Source organism: Pseudomonas sp. VA159-2, assembly GCF_024126635.1.
Classification (GTDB): domain Bacteria; phylum Pseudomonadota; class Gammaproteobacteria; order Pseudomonadales; family Pseudomonadaceae; genus Aquipseudomonas; species Aquipseudomonas muyukensis.
Map to the genome: position 1 here is coordinate 1 of NZ_JAMYBV010000026.1, position 16,912 is coordinate 16,912.

The 16,912-nt window shown below is 65.9% G+C and carries 19 protein-coding genes; 13 read left to right on the plus strand and 6 right to left on the minus strand.

Annotated elements, in window-relative coordinates:
* Positions 1 to 365: 365 nt before the first annotated feature.
* Positions 366 to 1,253 (plus strand): threonine/homoserine exporter RhtA, encoded by an 888-nt coding sequence (rhtA, locus tag NJG22_RS20305; protein WP_253097189.1) that lies wholly within the window; start codon positions 366 to 368, stop codon positions 1,251 to 1,253.
* A 186-nt stretch (positions 1,254 to 1,439) separates the two neighbouring features.
* The gene (locus tag NJG22_RS20310; RefSeq protein ID WP_134692638.1) at positions 1,440 to 1,721 is read left to right on the plus strand and encodes a hypothetical protein; all 282 of its coding nucleotides are present in this window, start codon (positions 1,440 to 1,442) and stop codon (positions 1,719 to 1,721) included.
* A gap of 46 nt (positions 1,722 to 1,767) precedes the next feature.
* Here the strand turns inward: NJG22_RS20310 and NJG22_RS20315 are convergent, their stop codons facing one another.
* On the minus strand, positions 1,768 to 3,567 hold the full coding sequence (locus NJG22_RS20315) for an aminopeptidase P family protein (RefSeq protein WP_253097191.1): 1,800 nt from the start codon (positions 3,565 to 3,567) through the stop codon (positions 1,768 to 1,770).
* A 195-nt stretch (positions 3,568 to 3,762) separates the two neighbouring features.
* Here NJG22_RS20315 and NJG22_RS20320 point away from each other — a divergent pair, with 195 nt between their 5' ends.
* Both NJG22_RS20320 and NJG22_RS20325 read left to right on the plus strand, forming a co-directional pair.
* Positions 3,763 to 4,875, plus strand: a complete 1,113-nt coding sequence (locus tag NJG22_RS20320) for a DUF3182 family protein (RefSeq protein WP_253097201.1) — start codon at positions 3,763 to 3,765, stop codon at positions 4,873 to 4,875.
* On the plus strand, positions 4,859 to 5,629 hold the full coding sequence (locus NJG22_RS20325) for an alpha/beta fold hydrolase (protein ID WP_253097203.1): 771 nt from the start codon (positions 4,859 to 4,861) through the stop codon (positions 5,627 to 5,629). Before NJG22_RS20320 ends, NJG22_RS20325 begins: the two co-directional genes overlap by 17 nt.
* Here NJG22_RS20325 and NJG22_RS20330 read toward each other — a convergent pair.
* On the minus strand, positions 5,608 to 5,988 hold the full coding sequence (locus NJG22_RS20330) for an antibiotic biosynthesis monooxygenase (protein WP_253097209.1): 381 nt from the start codon (positions 5,986 to 5,988) through the stop codon (positions 5,608 to 5,610). The genes NJG22_RS20325 and NJG22_RS20330 overlap by 22 nt on opposite strands.
* A gap of 88 nt (positions 5,989 to 6,076) precedes the next feature.
* Here NJG22_RS20330 and soxR point away from each other — a divergent pair, with 88 nt between their 5' ends.
* Positions 6,077 to 6,532, plus strand: coding sequence for a redox-sensitive transcriptional activator SoxR (soxR, locus tag NJG22_RS20335; protein WP_290445298.1), 456 nt, complete (start codon positions 6,077 to 6,079; stop codon positions 6,530 to 6,532).
* Between the two features lie 3 nt (positions 6,533 to 6,535).
* Here the strand turns inward: soxR and NJG22_RS20340 are convergent, their stop codons facing one another.
* Entirely contained in the window at positions 6,536 to 7,513 is a 978-nt protein-coding gene (locus NJG22_RS20340; RefSeq protein WP_253097213.1) for a GlxA family transcriptional regulator, read from the minus strand.
* A gap of 82 nt (positions 7,514 to 7,595) precedes the next feature.
* Between NJG22_RS20340 and NJG22_RS20345 the strand changes: the two genes are divergently transcribed.
* A complete protein-coding gene (locus NJG22_RS20345; RefSeq protein WP_253097221.1) occupies positions 7,596 to 8,144 on the plus strand; it encodes a cysteine hydrolase family protein in 549 nt (182 codons plus the stop codon).
* 62 nt (positions 8,145 to 8,206) lie between these two features.
* Here NJG22_RS20345 and NJG22_RS20350 read toward each other — a convergent pair whose 3' ends face one another.
* Complete coding sequence (locus tag NJG22_RS20350) at positions 8,207 to 8,770, minus strand: XRE family transcriptional regulator (RefSeq protein WP_253097223.1); 564 nt, start codon at positions 8,768 to 8,770, stop codon at positions 8,207 to 8,209.
* Positions 8,771 to 8,854: 84 nt separating this feature from the next.
* Here NJG22_RS20350 and NJG22_RS20355 point away from each other — a divergent pair, with 84 nt between their 5' ends.
* The 7 genes from NJG22_RS20355 to NJG22_RS20385 all read left to right on the plus strand — a co-directional run bounded on the left by NJG22_RS20355 (position 8,855) and on the right by NJG22_RS20385 (position 16,088).
* On the plus strand, positions 8,855 to 9,799 hold the full coding sequence (locus NJG22_RS20355; protein ID WP_253097225.1) for a DMT family transporter: 945 nt from the start codon (positions 8,855 to 8,857) through the stop codon (positions 9,797 to 9,799).
* A 231-nt stretch (positions 9,800 to 10,030) separates the two neighbouring features.
* On the plus strand, positions 10,031 to 12,946 hold the full coding sequence (locus tag NJG22_RS20360; protein WP_253097233.1) for a monovalent cation/H+ antiporter subunit A: 2,916 nt from the start codon (positions 10,031 to 10,033) through the stop codon (positions 12,944 to 12,946).
* Positions 12,946 to 13,290, plus strand: coding sequence for a Na+/H+ antiporter subunit C (locus NJG22_RS20365; protein WP_134692628.1), 345 nt, complete (start codon positions 12,946 to 12,948; stop codon positions 13,288 to 13,290). Before NJG22_RS20360 ends, NJG22_RS20365 begins: the two co-directional genes overlap by 1 nt.
* On the plus strand, positions 13,287 to 14,966 hold the full coding sequence (locus NJG22_RS20370) for a monovalent cation/H+ antiporter subunit D (protein WP_253097241.1): 1,680 nt from the start codon (positions 13,287 to 13,289) through the stop codon (positions 14,964 to 14,966). The genes NJG22_RS20365 and NJG22_RS20370 overlap by 4 nt, the downstream gene beginning before the upstream one ends.
* On the plus strand, positions 14,963 to 15,451 hold the full coding sequence (locus NJG22_RS20375; protein ID WP_253097243.1) for a Na+/H+ antiporter subunit E: 489 nt from the start codon (positions 14,963 to 14,965) through the stop codon (positions 15,449 to 15,451). The genes NJG22_RS20370 and NJG22_RS20375 overlap by 4 nt, the downstream gene beginning before the upstream one ends.
* Complete coding sequence (locus NJG22_RS20380; protein ID WP_186660462.1) at positions 15,448 to 15,726, plus strand: K+/H+ antiporter subunit F; 279 nt, start codon at positions 15,448 to 15,450, stop codon at positions 15,724 to 15,726. Before NJG22_RS20375 ends, NJG22_RS20380 begins: the two co-directional genes overlap by 4 nt.
* A complete protein-coding gene (locus tag NJG22_RS20385; protein ID WP_217848686.1) occupies positions 15,723 to 16,088 on the plus strand; it encodes a Na+/H+ antiporter subunit G in 366 nt (121 codons plus the stop codon). Before NJG22_RS20380 ends, NJG22_RS20385 begins: the two co-directional genes overlap by 4 nt.
* 59 nt (positions 16,089 to 16,147) lie before the next feature.
* On the opposite strand, the gene NJG22_RS20390 is transcribed toward NJG22_RS20385, so the two are convergent.
* Complete coding sequence (locus NJG22_RS20390) at positions 16,148 to 16,342, minus strand: hypothetical protein (RefSeq protein WP_217848688.1); 195 nt, start codon at positions 16,340 to 16,342, stop codon at positions 16,148 to 16,150.
* The gene (locus tag NJG22_RS20395; RefSeq protein WP_253097244.1) at positions 16,339 to 16,809 is read right to left on the minus strand and encodes a hypothetical protein; all 471 of its coding nucleotides are present in this window, start codon (positions 16,807 to 16,809) and stop codon (positions 16,339 to 16,341) included. The genes NJG22_RS20390 and NJG22_RS20395 overlap by 4 nt, the downstream gene beginning before the upstream one ends.
* Positions 16,810 to 16,912 lie beyond the last annotated feature (103 nt).

The window sequence follows — 16,912 nt, forward strand, 5'->3', positions numbered from 1 at the left end:
CTCAAGGAGTTTCGCGTTCCGTTGTCGCTGGAAGTGGGGCGCATTATAAGGGGATCTGGAACCGCGTCAACCTTTAATTCCAATATTTTCAAATAATTAGGGGAAGGACCGCGTCAGGGGCGCCAGGGGCCCCGCCATAAGCCTTGCAGCGCCTATCAGATCGAGCGCCGCGCGGGCGGCGCTCGATCTACCAGGCGCTGAATGCCTAACGGCGAACACCCTCAACACCAACACAACCTCCAGCCAGACACCTCCAAACATCACCCCCTCACCACTATCTGTATAGCCACAGCCATTGCATCCCCTACCCGCAATTGCGCACTATATTGCGCACCTTGCCCGCCCAACCACGGACCTCCCCAAACATGAACACCCCCCAACGCAGCCTGGCCGCCACGCTATTCCCCATCGGTCTGCTGCTGATCGCCATGGCCTCCATCCAATCCGGCGCATCGCTGGCCAAAAGCATGTTCCCCATCGTCGGCGCACAAGGCACCACCACCCTGCGCCTGATCTTCGCCAGCATCATCATGGTGCTGTTGCTGCGCCCCTGGCGCGCACGGCTGGATGCCAGCACCCTGCGCAGCGTGATCATCTACGGCATGGCCCTGGGCGGGATGAACTTTCTCTTTTATATGTCCTTGCGCAGCGTCCCACTCGGCATCGCCGTCGCCTTGGAGTTCACCGGCCCACTCACCGTGGCGCTGCTGGCCTCGCGGCGAGCATTGGACTTCGTCTGGATCGCCCTGGCCGTGATCGGCCTGCTGCTGCTGATACCCGTCGGCCAGACCGGCGGCGGCATCGACCCGCTTGGCGCCGGCTACGCGCTGGGGGCCGGCGTATGCTGGGCGCTGTACATTCTATATGGGCAACGCGCCGGAGCTGAAAACGGTATCCAAACCGCCGCCCTGGGCGTGGTGATCGCCGCGCTGTTCGTCGCCCCCATCGGCATCGTCCATGCCGGCAGCGCCCTGCTGACACCCGCCCTGCTTCCGGTGGCCCTGGCCGTGGCGGTACTCTCCACAGCCCTGCCCTACAGCCTGGAAATGGTCGCCCTGACCCGCATGCCTGCCCGCACCTTCGGCACCCTGATGAGCATCGAGCCGGCATTCGGCGCGCTGTCCGGGCTACTGTTCCTCGGCGAGCAGCTCACGCTCTGGCAGTGGCTGGCCATCCTTGCGATTATCACCGCGTCAGTAGGGGCGACCCTGTCGATGAAGCGCGAAAGCAACCCGCCGGTGGCCGCCGACTGAATTGAGAAATATTTTCATTTGAATGGTTATTCATCCTTGTACCGCTCAGCTTCGCTGATTAAGCTGTCATAAAATCATAATCATGACGCTATCTACTGGGCGGAAAAGGGAAGCCAGGGAACATCAGGGAAGACACGAAGCGCTGACGACAGGCCCGCAAAGTAGTCGGGCCGCATAAGGACAGGAATGAAACGTATTTTGCTCATCCTGGCCATTCTGGCCATGGCCGGATGCGCCGCAACCGCCAACACCGAGGTGAAGCGGGGGAAAAAAGGCCTGCATATCAACTGCTCGGGGCTCTCCTCGTCGTGGGAGAAGTGCTACAACAAGGCCGCTAGCTCCTGCAGCAGCAAAGGCTACAAGGTTATCGCCCGCTCAGGCGACACAGACGAAGAGCCTGGCGACTATGTCTTTGGCATCAACCCCGCAGGCTATACCAGCCGCAGTATGATCGTGATCTGCAAATAACGAAAAGGGCAGCCAGGAGCTGCCCTTTGAGTTTCCGATCGGCCTGTTAGATCGGCGCAGTACGCCGTTCCAACCATGCCAACGCGTCCCCGCTCAGCAATGGGGCCAGGCGTTCGCGCACCGTCTGGTGATAGCGGTTCAACCAGGCGATGTCCTCGCTGCCGAGCGCCTCGACCAGCAGGCAGCGCGTATCGATCGGGCACAGGGTCAGCGTTTCGAACTCGAGGAAGTCACCAAACTCGCTGCTACCGGCCTCGCGATTGACCACCAGGTTCTCGATGCGCACGCCCCACTCCCCCGGCCGGTAGGTACCCGGCTCGATCGAGCTGATCATCCCTGGCTGCATCGCCGTCTGCGGCGCCGGGACGGCCTGGTAGGCAATCACCTGCGGCCCTTCATGCACATTCATGAAGTAGCCGACACCATGGCCGGTACCGTGTCCATAGTCGACCCGGTCGGCCCAGATCGGCGCCCGGGCAATGGCATCGAGCAGTGGCGAAAGGATGCCCCGGGGGAAACGCGCCCGCGACAAGGCGATCATGCCCTTGAGTACCCTCGAGCAGTCGGCCTTTTGCGCCTGGCTCGGCTCGCCAATCGGCACCATGCGGGTAATGTCGGTCGTACCACCGAGATATTGGCCACCTGAGTCGATCAGCAACAGCCCATTACCCTCGATCACGGCGTGGGATTCTTCGGTGGCGCGGTAATGCGGCATCGCGCCATTGGCGTTGTAGGCGGCAATCGTGGAGAAGCTCAGCGACACGTAGCCAGGGCGACGCGCCCGCGCCGCGCTCAGCTGCTCGTCGATGGTCAGCTCGGTGATCCGCGCCTGCCCTTGATGCGCTTCGAACCAGGCGAAGAACTCGCACAGCGCCGCACCGTCCTGCTCCATGGCCTGGCGAATATGGACCAGGTCGCCCTCCCCCTTGCGTGACTTGCTCAGGGTGGTCGGGTTGACGCCCTCGATCAGGCGCACCCGGGCATCGAGGTTATCCAGCAAGCCCTGGGTAACCCGGGCCGGGTCCACCAGCAGGCTGGCGCCCGGGGCGATCGCCTTCAACGCCGCGTCGATATCGCGATAGTCGCGCACCTCGATTCCATCCGCCGCCAGTACGCTACTCAAATGCCCGTCCACCTTGCCCGCGCCAACAAACAGCAGGGCCTGGTCCTGGCTGACCAGGGCAAAGGCGACGAACACCGGGTTATAGGAAACATCACTGCCCCGCAGGTTGAACAGCCAGGCGATATCGTCGAGTGTGGCGAGGAAATGCCAGTCGGCCCCCTTGTCGCGCAAGGTATTGCGCAGCTCGGCGAGTTTTTCCGCGCGGTTGACCGTGGCATGGGGCGCCAGGTGCTGGTACACCGGGTTCGCAGGCAGTGCAGGGCGATCATTCCAGACCTTGCCCAGCACATCCAGATCGCTGCGCAACCGCCCATTGCGGGCTTGCAGACGCTCGCTCAACTGGCGCGCCGAAGCCAGCGCCAGCACCGCCCCATCCACGGCGACGGTACCGCCCTTTTCGCCCAGCCACTCCAATGCACCGGGATGCCCAGGGCGCAACTTCATGAGCTCGATACCGCTGCCGGCCAGCTCTTTTTGCGCTTGCTCCCAGTAACGGCTGTCGGCCCATAGCCCGGCGAAGTCAGGGGTCACCACCAGGGTGCCGACCGAACCCTGGAACCCGGACAACCACTGGCGCCCCTGCCAATACCCAGGCAGGTACTCGGACAGGTGCGGGTCGGCGGACGGCACCAACAGGGCATCCACGCCCTCGCTGGCCATGACTTCGCGCACGCGGGCCAAACGGGCCGGCACGCTTTGCTGAAGGGGGGACTGACTGTTCATGCGCACTCCTGCGAACACATCTCGACTGATCCAGGCCGTCGATAATGAAACAGCCGGCCTGCGCCCGCAATCTCCACGACCGTAACAAGGCATGCATTGCCCCAAGTGCCCTGTCGACCGTCGATCAGCGAGGCTGAACCAACCGTCGGTCAGCCCCTCACAGCCTTTACCTACCGTACGCACGCGAGGCCAGCCATGCCCACCACCCGCGGGCCGAAAACCGCTGTCGTGCTGCTCGACAACCGCGAGCACACACCGGAGCACGAGCATGCGGTGCACCTCAAGCTCGCCGACTGCCTGGCACAGTTGCTGGGCGTCGAGCACCAGCAGCCGTCGCCGTCACCGCAGGCCGGCGCAGGGCTCTATCACGTCCCGACCCAGACACTGATCGACCCCGCGCGCTACCAGCCGTTAGGTATCGAAAGCGAGGACGACCTGTTTGGTGGCCTGGTCAGCCAGCCCTTCATGGCAACCAAGGCCATCTCCCATCCGCTGCCTGCGGGCGCCTGCTTCCCGCCGGGCTGGACCGACGGTTTCGCCCAGCAGGCCAGTGATGCCCTGCTGCGTGGCTACACGGTGTTCGCCAAGCAGGATGCCCGGCGCGCCGCCGCCCTGCTGTTGCGCGAGGGCAAGGTGCGGATCAAGCCGGTACAGGCCTGCGCTGGGCGCGGGCAACAGGTAATCGAAGATCTCCAGGCGCTGGAGCCGATACTTGCGGGCATGGATGAACAGGCCCTGGGTTTGTGGGGGCTGGTGCTGGAAGAGGACCTGAGCGCCGTCCAGACCTTCAGCGTCGGCCAGGTGCGCGTCGCCGGCCTGACCTTGAGCTACCACGGCACCCAGCAACTCACCCAGGACCACGACGGCAGTGACGTCTACGGCGGCTCGGACCTGGTGATCGTGCGCGGCGACTATCTGCAATTATTGCAGTTGCCGCTGGAGGATACTGTGCGCCTGGCGGTCAACCAGGCCGTTCGCTACGAGCAGGCCGCCGAGCGGCACTTCCCGGGCTTGCTCGCCTCGCGCCGCAACTACGACATCGCCCGTGGCCAGGACAGCCATGGGCACCTGCGCAGCGGCGTGCTGGAGCAGTCCTGGCGCATCGGCGGCGCCAGCAGCGCCGAAGTGCTGGCGCTGCTGGCGTTTGCCGCCGATCCGGCGCTGCAGGCGCTGCGCGCCTCGACCCACGAAGTGTTCGGCGCCTGCCCGCTACCGGCCGACGCCACGCTTTTCTACCAGGGGGATGACAGTGAACTCGGACAACTCAGCAAGTATGCACGGATCCGCGACCATGACCGTAGAGAGTGAAAGCATCGAACTGCAGGTCGCAGGCGAAACCATTGCCGGCACTTTGGTCAGCCCCGGCAGCCGCATGCCGGGCATCCTTTTCGTCCATGGCTGGGGCGGCAGCCAGCAACGCGACCTTGCCCGCGCCCGGCAGATCACCGGGCTGGGCTGTGTGTGCATGACCTTCGACCTGCGCGGTCACGAAAAAACCGAAAGCCAGCGCCTGACCGTCACCCGCGAACAGAACCTCGACGACTTGCTGGCCGCCTACGACCGCCTGGCCGGCCACCCCTCGGTAGACCCCAGTGCGATCGCCGTGATCGGCAGCAGCTACGGCGGTTACCTGGCGACACTGCTGAGCACCCGTCGGGCCGTGAAGTGGCTGGCCCTGCGGGTGCCGGCGCTGTACTGGGACGATGAGTGGAACACGCCCAAGCAGGGCCTCGACCGCCAGCGCCTGAGCGCCTATCGCCTGCGCAGCCTGGGCCCGACCGACAACCGCGCCCTGGCGGCCTGCGCCGAATTCGGCGGCGACGTGCTGCTGGTGGAGTCGGAGCAGGACGACTACGTGCCGCACAGCACACTGATGAGCTACCGCTCGGCCTTCGTCAGCGCCCATTCGATGACCCATCGTCTGGTCGATGGCGCCGACCATGCGCTGTCCAGCGAACAGAGCCAGAAGGCCTACAGCGCGATCCTCGCCGCCTGGATCAGTGAGATGGTCATCGGCGCCCGCCTCGACCGCTACCCGCACTACGCGCCCTGGTACGCCTGAGCCGCACCAACCTGGCAATGCAAGCCGCCATCGGCGCCGCGTACCAGGCTGCGCAGCGTCTGGTACGCGGCGAAGTTCACCCCGCGGGCTTGGTGCTGGCACAACAGGTCGAGGAACGGCTCCTCGACGAAATAGCCCGCCGCCGCCGCCCAGGCCTGGCGTGACTGCCACTGCAGGTGCTGCAGCACTCGCTGGCCGTCGTCACTGACCTGGATACTGACATGCAGCAACCCGGCGCAGCGCTGCGCCAACTGCTCGCTACGGCTGACCAGGGCCTCGGCCAGCGCCTCCTGGCGCAGAGCGGGCACGTTGTACTCGATCATCTGGGTGAACCACAGGGAATGGGTGTTGGCCGCCATCGCGGATCTCCTCGTTTCGGACACTTGCAGCAGATGGTCGAGGAGGGTAAAACCTCCAGTTAACTCAAGGTCAAGGATTTTCTTGCCGATGAAATCGCCCTCCTCCCAGAACCGCCTGCTCAGCGTCGGACAACTGGCGGCCCGCAGCGGCGTGGCGGTGACCGCCCTGCACTTCTACGAAACCAAGGGGCTGATCCACAGCACTCGCAATGCCGGCAACCAGCGCCGCTACCCGCGGGCGGTGTTGCGCCGGGTGGCGGTGATCAAGATGGCCCAGCGCCTGGGTATTGCCCTGGGCGACATCGCCAGGGCCCTGGACACCCTGCCCTGCGACCACCCCCCCACCGCCGGGGACTGGCAGCGCCTGTCGGCGCAATGGCGCGAGGACCTGACCCGGCGCATCGACGAAATGCTCATGCTGCGTGACCAGCTCGATGGCTGTATTGGTTGTGGCTGCATGTCGCTGAAAGAGTGCCCGCTGCGCAATCACCATGACCGGCTGGCCGACGAAGGCCCAGGGCCGCATCCGCCCAGCCAGGCCTGAGGCTCAGCCGCAGACCACCGCGAACCGTCGCCGGTAGTCGCTGGGGGTCATGCCGGTCAGGCGCTGGAACACCTTGCGAAAGGCGCCAGGATCCTGGTAGCCAACGCCCCAGGCGATCTGCTCGACGCTGCGCCGGGTGAACTCCAGCAAGCGGCAAGCGCGACCCACCCGGACCTGCTGGGCATATTCGGTGGGACGCAAGCCGGTGGCGGCGCGAAAACGGCGCAGGAAGGTGCGTGGCTCCAGGCCCGCGCAACGCGCCATGTCCGCCAGGCTGGCTGCGCGAGCTTCATCGCCTTGCAGCCAATGCTGAACCTTCAGCACCGCCTCATCGCCATGCTCCAGCCGGGGCTGGAACAGCGCCCCCGGCAACGGCGCGGGCGCGGGTTCGACCGACAGGTAGCGCGCGGTTTCGCGGGCCAGACCATGGCCGACGAAACGCTCGATAAGGTGCAGCCCCAGATCGGTCCAGGCCATCAGCCCCGCCGAGGTGACGATATCGCCATCATCGAGCAGTGGCTGACTGCCCTGCACCCGCACCTGGGGAAAGCGCTCGCTCAAGGCCTGGGCGTAGTTCCAGTGGGTGCATGCCGGACGTCCATCGAGCAGGCCGCTGCCGGCGATGAGGAATACGCCGATGCACACCGAAGCCAGCACCACGCCCTGGGCATGCAGTGCACACAGCGCCGCGCGATGGGCCTGCAGCAACTCGGCCGATGGCGTGGCCGCCAGGCTCGGCGGGATCATCAGCGCGCGCAGGGCGTGCCCGGGGCCAGGGTGCGTATCCGCGATCACCTGCAACTGCCCACTGGCCTCGAGCTGCCAGTGGCTGACCCGAAGCGCCGGCAGCTCGTGATCGCCCAGCTGCCCGGCCACCCGATTGGCCACCGCGAACAGGTCGGTCATGCCGTGCACGGCCGCACTTTGCGCGCCGGGGTAGCACAGCACGCCGATTTCCAGGCTGTCAGTTTTTGCCGTCATTGTGTCGCTCGCGCCAATCCTCAAACAGGTCGGCCAAGCCTATAACTATCGGCAGTTCATCACTACTGCCGCAGGAGGCACCATGAGCAAGCAGGCCCTGATCATCATCGATATCCAGAACGACTACTTCCCTGGCGGCAAATGGACCCTGGACGGTGCCGACGCCGCCGCCGACAACGCAGCGCGCCTGCTGGCGACAGCGCGTGAACGGGGTGAGCTGGTGGTGCATGTGCGCCATGAGTTCGCCAACAGCGATGCGCCGTTCTTCGCCCCGGGTTCGGCGGGGGCGCAGATCCACCCCAAGGTGGCACCGGCGCCGGGTGAGCCGGTGCTGCTCAAGCAGCAGGTGAACGCCTTTCGCGACACCGAGCTCAAGGCGGTGCTCGATCAGCACGGCATTACCAGCCTGAGCATCGTTGGCAGCATGAGCCATATGTGCATCGATGCGGCCGTACGCGCCGCGGTGGACTTCGGTTACGCCGTCAAGGTGGCCCACGACGCCTGCGCCACCCTGGCCCTGGACTTCGCTGGCAAGCAGGTGCCGGCGGCGCAGGTACAGGCCACGTCGATGGCGGCGCTGGCCTTTGCCTATGCCGAGGTGGTGAGCACCGACGAGCTGCTGCGTGCCTGAAAGCCGACCCTGACACCGCTGCCCTCCTGCTCGGCGCCTACAGGTGGCAGTGGGCGATGCGCTCAGATCACCACGTTGCGGACAAAACGCACGCTTACCTCGCCGTCATTGCGGTAGGCGTAGCGGCAATCGCTGGGGAAGACAAAGAACTCGCCCTGGGCCAACCGCCGCTCGCCGCCCTCCATGATCAGGGTCAGGCAGCCTTCGGCCACGTAGATCTGCTCGCTCCAGCCGGCCGCGTCGGCTTCGCTGGCATAGCATTCGCCAGGCGCCAGGGTCCACTCCCAAAGCTCCACCTCGCGCCGTGCCGGGCTGCTGCCCAGCAATACCGCTCGGCTGGCGGGGTGCTCGCCAGCCCAGGCCAGCTCGTCGATGCGGCTGGGGTCTCGGCGCTCCGGCGCCTGGATCAACGTACTGAAGGCCACCCCCAGCGCTTCGGCGATCAGGTCGAGGGTGGTCAGGCTGACATTCTTCTCGCCCGCCTCGATGGCCACGAGCATGCGCCGGCTGACCCCGGAACGCTCGGCCAGGGCGCTCTGGCTCAGGCCAGCATCGCCACGCAAGCGGCGAACGTTCTGGCTGACATGCTGCAACACCGAAGCCCGGTGCTCGGAATCTTTGTGCACTATATTGCTCACTGGGAGGGGCTGCGCAGTATACTGCCCACTTTGCGGCGAATTGTGCGCCGCCCCTTCCGAGCACGCAAGACCATGAGCCAGAGCGCCCCCCACACAGCCGCCGTCACCTTCCGCCTGAGCAAGGCCGAACTGGTGCTGGTGTTCATCACCATGCTCTGGGGCGGCACCTTCCTCATCGTGCACAACGTCATGACCGTCAGCGGGCCGATGTTCTTCGTCGGCCTGCGCTTCGCCGCCGCCGCCCTGTTCGTCGGGCTGGTTTCGGCACGCTCGCTGGCGGGGCTGACCTTCACCGAGCTCAAGGCCGGGTTGCTCATCGGCGTGTCGATCATGCTTGGCTACGGCCTGCAGACCATGGGCCTGCAAAGCATCAGCAGCAGCCAGTCGGCCTTCATCACCGCGCTGTACGTGCCGTTCGTGCCGCTGCTGCAATGGCTGGTGCTGGGGCGTCGCCCGGGGTTGATGCCAAGCATCGGCATCGGCCTGGCGTTCGTCGGCCTGATGCTGCTGGCCGGCCCCGAGGGCGGCTCGCTGCATTTCAGCGAGGGCGAACTGGTGACCCTGGTCAGCGCCGTGGCGATCGCCGGCGAGATCATCCTGATCAGCCGCTACGCCGGCAAGGTGGACGTGCGTCGGGTCACCGTAGTGCAACTGGCCACTGCCTCGGCGCTGGCGTTTCTGATGATCGTGCCGACCCAGGAGCGCATTGCCGATTTTTCCTGGTTGCTGGTAGCCAGCGCCGTGGGCCTGGGGGCGATGAGCGCGGTGATCCAGGTGGCGATGAACTGGGCGCAGAAGTCGGTTTCGCCGACCCGCGCCACGCTGATCTATGCCGGCGAGCCGGTATGGGCCGGGATTGTCGGGCGTATTGCCGGCGAGCGCCTGCCAGGCGTGGCCCTGATCGGCGGCCTGCTGATCGTGCTGGCCGTGGTGGTGAGCGAGTTGAAGATTCGCCGTCAGGATCCAGCCGACGCCTTGCAGGACGATGAGCCGCGTCAGCGCGAGGCGGGACTGTAACCCCCCCCCGGCAGCCTCATGCCCTGAGCCAGCCCTGTGGCAGCCGGCTTGCCGGCGATGGGCTGCAAAGCAGCCCCACGGGCGCGCGCTCAGCCGCTATGCTTTGTAAAAAACTGTTATAAAAAAACAGCGTGTCACAGCACATTTGTAGGATCCTGCAACCGCTTGCGTGTTGGTGATCAACCGACCGGCACGTATGATCCTTGGCAAACTTCTCCAGAACAGAACGCTATGTCATTGATTGTGCTATTGCTTCTGCCCTTCGTGGGCAGTTGCCTGGCGGCTGTCCTGCCGCACAACGCACGTAACGCCGAGTCCATTCTCGCCGGGCTCGTGGCCCTGGTCGGCACCATCCAGGTAGCGTTGCTGTACCCGCAAGTCGCCCACGGCGGGGTCATCCGCGAGGAGCTGCTATGGCTGCCCAGCCTGGGCATGAACCTGGTGCTGCGCATGGATGGCTTCGCCTGGCTGTTCAGCCTGCTGGTGCTGGGCATCGGCACCCTGGTGTCGTTGTACGCCCGCTACTACATGTCGCCCCAAGACCCGGTGCCGCGGTTCTTCGCGTTCTTCCTCGCGTTCATGGGCGCCATGCTCGGCCTGGTGATCTCCGGCAACCTGATCCAGCTGGTGTTCTTCTGGGAGCTGACCAGCCTGTTCTCGTTCCTGCTGATCGGCTACTGGCACCACCGCGCCGACGCCCGCCGCGGTGCCTACATGGCCTTGATGGTCACGGGGGCCGGCGGCTTGTGCCTGCTGGTCGGGGCCCTGCTGCTCGGCCATGTGGTCGGCAGCTATGACCTGGACAAGGTTCTGGCTGCCGGCGACACCATCCGCCAGCATGCGCTGTACCCGGTGCTGCTGCCCCTGATCCTGCTCGGCGCGTTGAGTAAAAGCGCGCAATTTCCCTTCCAGTTCTGGCTGCCCCATGCCATGGCGGCGCCCACCCCCGTCTCGGCTTACTTGCACTCGGCGACCATGGTCAAGGCTGGGGTGTTCCTGCTGGCGCGCCTGTGGCCGGTGCTCTCGGGCAGCGAGGAATGGTTCTGGATCGTCGGCGGCGCCGGCGCCGCCACCTTGCTGCTCGGCGCCTTCGCCGCGATGTTCCAGAACGACCTCAAGGGCCTGCTGGCCTATTCGACCATCAGCCACCTGGGCCTGATCACCCTGCTGCTGGGCCTGAACAGCCCGCTGGCGGCCGTGGCCGCGGTGTTCCACATCCTCAACCACGCCACCTTCAAGGCCTCGTTGTTCATGGCCGCGGGGATCATCGACCACGAAAGCGGCACCCGTGACATCCGCCGCCTCAGCGGCCTGTTCCGGCTGGTGCCGTTCACCGCCACCCTGGCCATGGTCGCCAGTGCCTCGATGGCCGGCGTGCCATTGATGAACGGCTTCCTGTCCAAGGAGATGTTCTTCGCCGAGACCGTGTTCATCAGCTCCACCGCCTGGGTCGAGGCCACGCTGCCGGTGATCGCCACCCTGGCCGGGACCTTCAGCGTGGCCTACGCGCTGCGCTTCACGGTCGATGTGTTCTTCGGCCCGCCGGCCCAGGACTTGCCGCACACCCCCCACGAACCGCCGCGCTGGATGCGCGCGCCGGTCGAGCTGCTGGTGCTCACCTGTCTGGTGGTCGGCATTTTCCCGGCACAATCGGTCGGCCCGCTGCTGGCCGCCGCCGCCCTGCCGGTGGTCGGCGGCACCCTGCCTGAGTACAGCCTGGCCATCTGGCACGGCTGGAACGCCCCGCTGATCATGAGCCTGATCGCCATGTGCGGCGGCATCGTCCTCTACCTGCTGCTGCGCAAGCAGCTGCAACGCGGCCGCTTCCCCTACCCGCCACTGATCGAGCGGTTCAACGGCAAGCGCCTGTTCGAACACGGCCTGGTCCGCCTGATGCTGCTGGCCCGTCACCTCGAACGGCTGCTGACCACCCGCCGCCTGCAGACCCAGCTGTTCATGCTGGTGCTGGCGGCCTTCATCGCCGGCCTGGTGCCGCTGCTGTACAGCGGCCTGAGCTGGGGCGACCGGCCGAAGATTCCTGGATCCGGCGTGTTCGTCGCGCTGTGGCTGATCGCCATTGCCTGCGCCATTGGCGCCGCCTACCAGGCCAAGTACCATCGCCTGGCGGCGCTGATCATGGTCGGCGTCTGCGGCCTGATGACCTGCATCACCTTCGTCTGGTTCTCTGCCCCCGACCTGGCCCTGACCCAGTTGGCGGTCGAGGTGGTGACCACCGTGCTGATCCTGCTCGGCCTGCGCTGGCTGCCACGGCGTATCGAAGGCGTCTCGCCACTGCCCGGCAGCCAGGACCGCGCGCGCCTGCGGCGCCTGCGCGACCTGGTGCTGGCGGTGCTGGTGGGTGGCGGCATGGCGTTGTTGTCGTACGCCATGCTCACCCGCCCAACACCCAACGACATCTCCTCGTTCTACCTCAGCCGCGCCCTGCCGCAAGGTGGCGGCACCAATGTGGTCAACGTGATGCTGGTGGACTTCCGCGGCTTCGACACCCTCGGCGAGATCACCGTGCTGGTGGCGGTGGCCCTGACCGTGTTCGCCCTGCTGCGCCGCTTCCGCCCACCCAAGGAGAGCATGCAGTTGCCCGCCCAGCAGCGTCAGCTGGCACCGGACGTGGTCACCGACCTGGTCAACCCGCGCCACGCCACCGATACCGCGCTGGGCTTCATGATGGTGCCGGCCGCGTTGGTGCGCCTGCTGCTGCCGATCGCCCTGCTGGTATCGATGTACCTGTTCATGCGCGGCCACAACCAGCCGGGCGGCGGCTTCGTCGCCGGCCTGGTGATGTCGGTGGCGTTCATTCTCCAGTACATGGTCGCCGGCACCCAGTGGGTCGAGGCGCAGATGAGCCTGCGTCCGCTGCGCTGGATGGGTACGGGCCTGCTCTGCGCCACCCTCACCGGCGCCGGGGCGATGCTGCTCGGCTACCCGTTCCTGACCACCCACACCGCCCACCTGCACCTGCCGCTGCTGGGTGACGTGCACGTGGCCAGCGCGCTGTTCTTCGACATCGGCGTGTACACCGTGGTGGTCGGCTCGACCCTGCTGATCCTCACCGCCCTGGCGCACCAGTCGGTACGCGCCTACCGCCCGGGCAATCCCGGTAAATCCAGCCAAGCAGGAGCCGCCTGATGGAAGAAGTCATTGCAGTCGCCATCGGCGTGCTGGCCGCCTCCGGGGTATGGTTGGTGCTGCGCCCACGGACCTACCAGGTGATCATGGGCCTGTGCCTGCTGTCCTACGGCGTCAACCTGTTCATCTTCAGCATGGGCAGCCTGTTCATCGGCCGCGAGCCGATCATCAAGGACGGCGTGCCGCAGGATTTGCTGCACTACACCGACCCGTTGCCCCAGGCGCTGGTGCTTACCGCCATCGTCATCAGCTTTGCCATGACCGCGCTGTTCCTGGTGGTGCTGCTGGCGTCACGCGGGCTGACCGGCACCGACCACGTCGACGGTCGGGAGCGTGAAGAATGAGCGGGATGAGTCAACTGATCATTGCCCCGATCCTGCTGCCGCTGATCACCGCGGCGCTGATGCTGCTGATCGGCGAGAAGCACCGCTGGCTCAAGGCGCGGCTGAACCTGCTGTCCACCTTCGCCGGGCTCGGCATCGCCATCACCCTGCTGACCTGGGTGCGTACCCAGGGCCAGGCCGAGTCCATCGGTGTCTACCTGCCGGGCAACTGGCCGGCGCCGTTCGGCATCGTGCTGGTGGTCGACCACCTTTCAGCGCTGCTGCTGGTGCTGACCGGCATCGTCGGCAGCAGCGCGCTGCTGTTCGCCCGCGCCCGCTGGGATGGTGCCGGGGCCAGCTTCCACGCGCTGTTCCAGATCCAGCTCATGGGCCTGTACGGTGCGTTCCTCACCGCCGACCTGTTCAACCTGTTCGTGTTCTTCGAAGTGCTGCTGGCAGCCTCCTACGGCTTGCTGCTGCACGGATCGGGGCGCGCGCGGGTCAAGGCCGGCCTGCACTACATCGCCATCAACCTGTTCGCCTCGTCGCTGTTCCTGGTGGGCGCGGCCATGCTCTATGGCGTGACCGGCACCCTGAACATGGCCGACCTGGCACTGAAGGTCCCCCTGGTCCCCGAGGCCGACCGCGGCCTGCTGCACGCCGGCGCGGCAATCCTGGCCATCGCCTTCCTGGCCAAGGCCGGGATCTGGCCGCTGAACTTCTGGCTGGTGCCGGCCTACTCCTCGGCCAGTGCACCGGTGGCCGCACTGTTCGCGATCATGACCAAGGTCGGCCTGTACGCCGTGCTGCGCCTGTGGAGCTTGCTGTTCTCCGGCCAAGCCGGGGCCTCGGCGCAGTTCGGCGGCGAATGGCTGGTGTACGGCGGCCTGGCGACCCTTGCCGTGGCCGCGGCGTCGATCCTCGCCGCCCAGCGCCTGGAGCGCCTGGCGGCCCTGAGCATCCTGGTCTCGGCCGGTACCCTGATGGCCGCCATCGGCTTCGGCCAAGCGGTACTGACCGGCGCCGCGCTGTTCTACCTGGCCAGCTCTACCCTGGCGCTGTGCGCGCTGTTCCTGCTGGCCGAGCTGGTCGAGCGCTCGCGCTCGGCCAACGAGGCGCCGCTGGATGACGAAGAAGATGTCATGCCCTCACCGCTCGAGTCGCTGCACCCACCCAAGGGCATCAACCTCGACGACGAGCAGAAGGCGGTGATCGGCCAGATCATTCCCTGGACCATGGCCTTCCTCGGCCTGAGTTTCATTGCCTGCGCCCTGTTGATCATCGGCATGCCGCCGCTGTCGGGCTTCATCGGCAAGCTCAACCTGATCAGCGCGCTGTTCAACCCCAACGGCCTGGGTATCGCCCCCGAGCAACCGTTGGGCGCGGCGGGCTGGGCCTTGGTCGGCCTGCTGATTCTCTCGGGCATGGCTTCGCTGATCGCCTTCGGGCGCGTCGGCATCCAACGCTTCTGGAAGCCCGAAGAGCGTCCTTCGCCGGTGCTGCGCCGCTTCGAGTGCCTGCCCATCGTCATGCTCCTGGGCCTGTGCATCTTCCTCAGCCTCAAGGCCGAGCCGCTGCTGCGCTATACCCAGGACACCGCCGCCAACCTGCAGGCGCCTGACCGCTACATCGAAGCGGTGATGGCGACCCGGCCGCAGCCCGGCCCGACCACCGCCAGCGCCGAGGTGACACCATGAACCGCCTGTTCCCCGCGCCGCTGCTGTCGCTGGCGCTGTTCGCCCTGTGGCTGCTGCTGAACCTGTCGATGAGCCCGGGCAACCTGCTGCTGGCTGCCGCGCTGGGGGTGCTGGCGCCCATCCTGATGGCGCCACTGCGCCCGCAGCATGCCCACGTCCGCCGGCCACTGACGATCGCCCGGCTGATCTGCCGGGTCGGTACCGATGTGATCCTCTCAAACCTGCAGGTGGCCCGTGGCGTGCTGCGCGCCAGTAGTACGCCGCCGCGCTCGGCGTTCGTGCACATTCCGCTAACGCTGCGCGATGCCCATGGGCTGGCAGCCTTGTCGATGATCACTACAGTGGTGCCGGGCACGGTCTGGTCGGAACTGGCGCTGGACCGCAGCGTACTGCTCCTGCATGTGTTCGACCTGGAGGACGAGGCGGCTTTCATCGCGCACTTCAAGCACACCTACGAACGCCCGCTGATGGAGATCTTCGAATGAGCGGCCTGCTTGCCAATGCCGTCCTCGCCAGCCTGTTCATCTTCGCCCTGGCCATGGGCCTGGCGCTGATCCGACTGTTCCGCGGGCCATCCGCCCAGGACCGGGTGCTGGCGCTGGACTACCTGTACATCCTGGGCATGTTGATGATGCTGGTGCTGGGGATTCGCTACGCCAGTGATACCTACTTCGAGGGCGCGCTGCTGATCGCCCTGTTCGGCTTTGTCGGCTCGTTCGCCCTGGCCAAGTTCCTGCTGCGTGGCGAGGTGATCGAATGACTGAAACCGTCGAACTGCCGTTCTGGCTGGAATTGCTGGTCTCTGCCCTGTTGTTGCTGGGTAGCCTGTTCGCCCTGGTCGGCGCCATCGGCATGCTGCGCCTGAAGGACTTCTTCCAACGCATGCACCCGCCCGCGCTGGCCTCGACCATCGGCGCCTGGTGCGTGGCCCTGGCCTCGATCCTGTACTTTTCGCTGCTCAAGCAAAGCCCGGTGCTGCATGCCTGGCTGATTCCGATCCTGCTGTCGATCACCGTGCCGGTCACCACACTGTTGCTGGCGCGGGCGGCGCTGTTTCGCAAGCGCACCTCGGGCGAAGCGGTACCCGAAGAAGTCAGCAGCGGACGCGACCGCGGCAACTGAGGTGATAACCCTGAATGGTAGCCATGAGCGGTACGCGCAAACTGGAATTTCAGGGCTGATCAGGCCTGGCTCAAACGCTGCAGCTCACGCCGCACCATTGCCGCATAGGGCGCAGGCTTGAGCCGATACAGTTCACCCGCCACCCAGTCGAGCCAGGCGCCTTGCAGTGCATCACGCCGCGCCAACAGCCGTTCGGCCTCCTGGATCGCCTGGGCCTGATACTGCCGGTGAAAGTCCGCCCGGGACTCGCTCACTCGCTGGCCTTGAAGGTGGTCAGCTCGCCTTTGCGCCACTTGGCGACCTTGCCGGTCACTGCCTTGAGCAACTTGCCCAGGCCTTCCTGCACCTGTTGCTGCGCGGCGAATACCAGCATCACGCCGTGGCCATCGCGAAACACGATTCCGTCGCCCTCGGGCACCGAGACAAAGGCGTAATCGCCCTGGCCATAGACGTTCAACTTGATCTCGCGAAAACGCAGTTCCAGCTTGCCGCCTTCGCGGCTAGGCAGCACGGCGGCGCGAAAGTGGTCACCCACCTTCAGCTCCAGGCGTTGCTTGTCATCGACCACCATCGCCTCATCGGTGTCGATCTCGGCCATGTACAGGCCATCCGGGTTCTGCTCGGTAACATAGATGAAACGCCCATGGAACAGCTTGACCAACTTGGCGCGCAAGTCGCCCAAGGCGAACAGGGCATGGGTATCCAGAGTACTGACTGCCAATGAAAGGCTCCTCACATCGATTGCAACCGGCCACGCCACATACGCCTGTCGCGTCAGGTGGCTGCCACTTATTAGTCAGGCCCGCAGGGCCGTGAAACCAGGC

Coding starts and splice junctions, on each gene's coding strand:
- rhtA (WP_253097189.1), top strand. CDS start 366: ATGAACACCCCCCAACGCAGCCTGGCCGCCACGCTATTCCCCATCGGT.
- NJG22_RS20310 (WP_134692638.1), top strand. CDS start 1,440: ATGAAACGTATTTTGCTCATCCTGGCCATTCTGGCCATGGCCGGATGC.
- NJG22_RS20315 (WP_253097191.1), bottom strand. CDS start 3,567: ATGAACAGTCAGTCCCCCCTTCAGCAAAGCGTGCCGGCCCGTTTGGCC.
- NJG22_RS20320 (WP_253097201.1), top strand. CDS start 3,763: ATGCCCACCACCCGCGGGCCGAAAACCGCTGTCGTGCTGCTCGACAAC.
- NJG22_RS20325 (WP_253097203.1), top strand. CDS start 4,859: ATGACCGTAGAGAGTGAAAGCATCGAACTGCAGGTCGCAGGCGAAACC.
- NJG22_RS20330 (WP_253097209.1), bottom strand. CDS start 5,988: ATGGCGGCCAACACCCATTCCCTGTGGTTCACCCAGATGATCGAGTAC.
- soxR (WP_290445298.1), top strand. CDS start 6,077: ATGAAATCGCCCTCCTCCCAGAACCGCCTGCTCAGCGTCGGACAACTG.
- NJG22_RS20340 (WP_253097213.1), bottom strand. CDS start 7,513: ATGACGGCAAAAACTGACAGCCTGGAAATCGGCGTGCTGTGCTACCCC.
- NJG22_RS20345 (WP_253097221.1), top strand. CDS start 7,596: ATGAGCAAGCAGGCCCTGATCATCATCGATATCCAGAACGACTACTTC.
- NJG22_RS20355 (WP_253097225.1), top strand. CDS start 8,855: ATGAGCCAGAGCGCCCCCCACACAGCCGCCGTCACCTTCCGCCTGAGC.
- NJG22_RS20360 (WP_253097233.1), top strand. CDS start 10,031: ATGTCATTGATTGTGCTATTGCTTCTGCCCTTCGTGGGCAGTTGCCTG.
- NJG22_RS20365 (WP_134692628.1), top strand. CDS start 12,946: ATGGAAGAAGTCATTGCAGTCGCCATCGGCGTGCTGGCCGCCTCCGGG.
- NJG22_RS20370 (WP_253097241.1), top strand. CDS start 13,287: ATGAGCGGGATGAGTCAACTGATCATTGCCCCGATCCTGCTGCCGCTG.
- NJG22_RS20375 (WP_253097243.1), top strand. CDS start 14,963: ATGAACCGCCTGTTCCCCGCGCCGCTGCTGTCGCTGGCGCTGTTCGCC.
- NJG22_RS20380 (WP_186660462.1), top strand. CDS start 15,448: ATGAGCGGCCTGCTTGCCAATGCCGTCCTCGCCAGCCTGTTCATCTTC.
- NJG22_RS20385 (WP_217848686.1), top strand. CDS start 15,723: ATGACTGAAACCGTCGAACTGCCGTTCTGGCTGGAATTGCTGGTCTCT.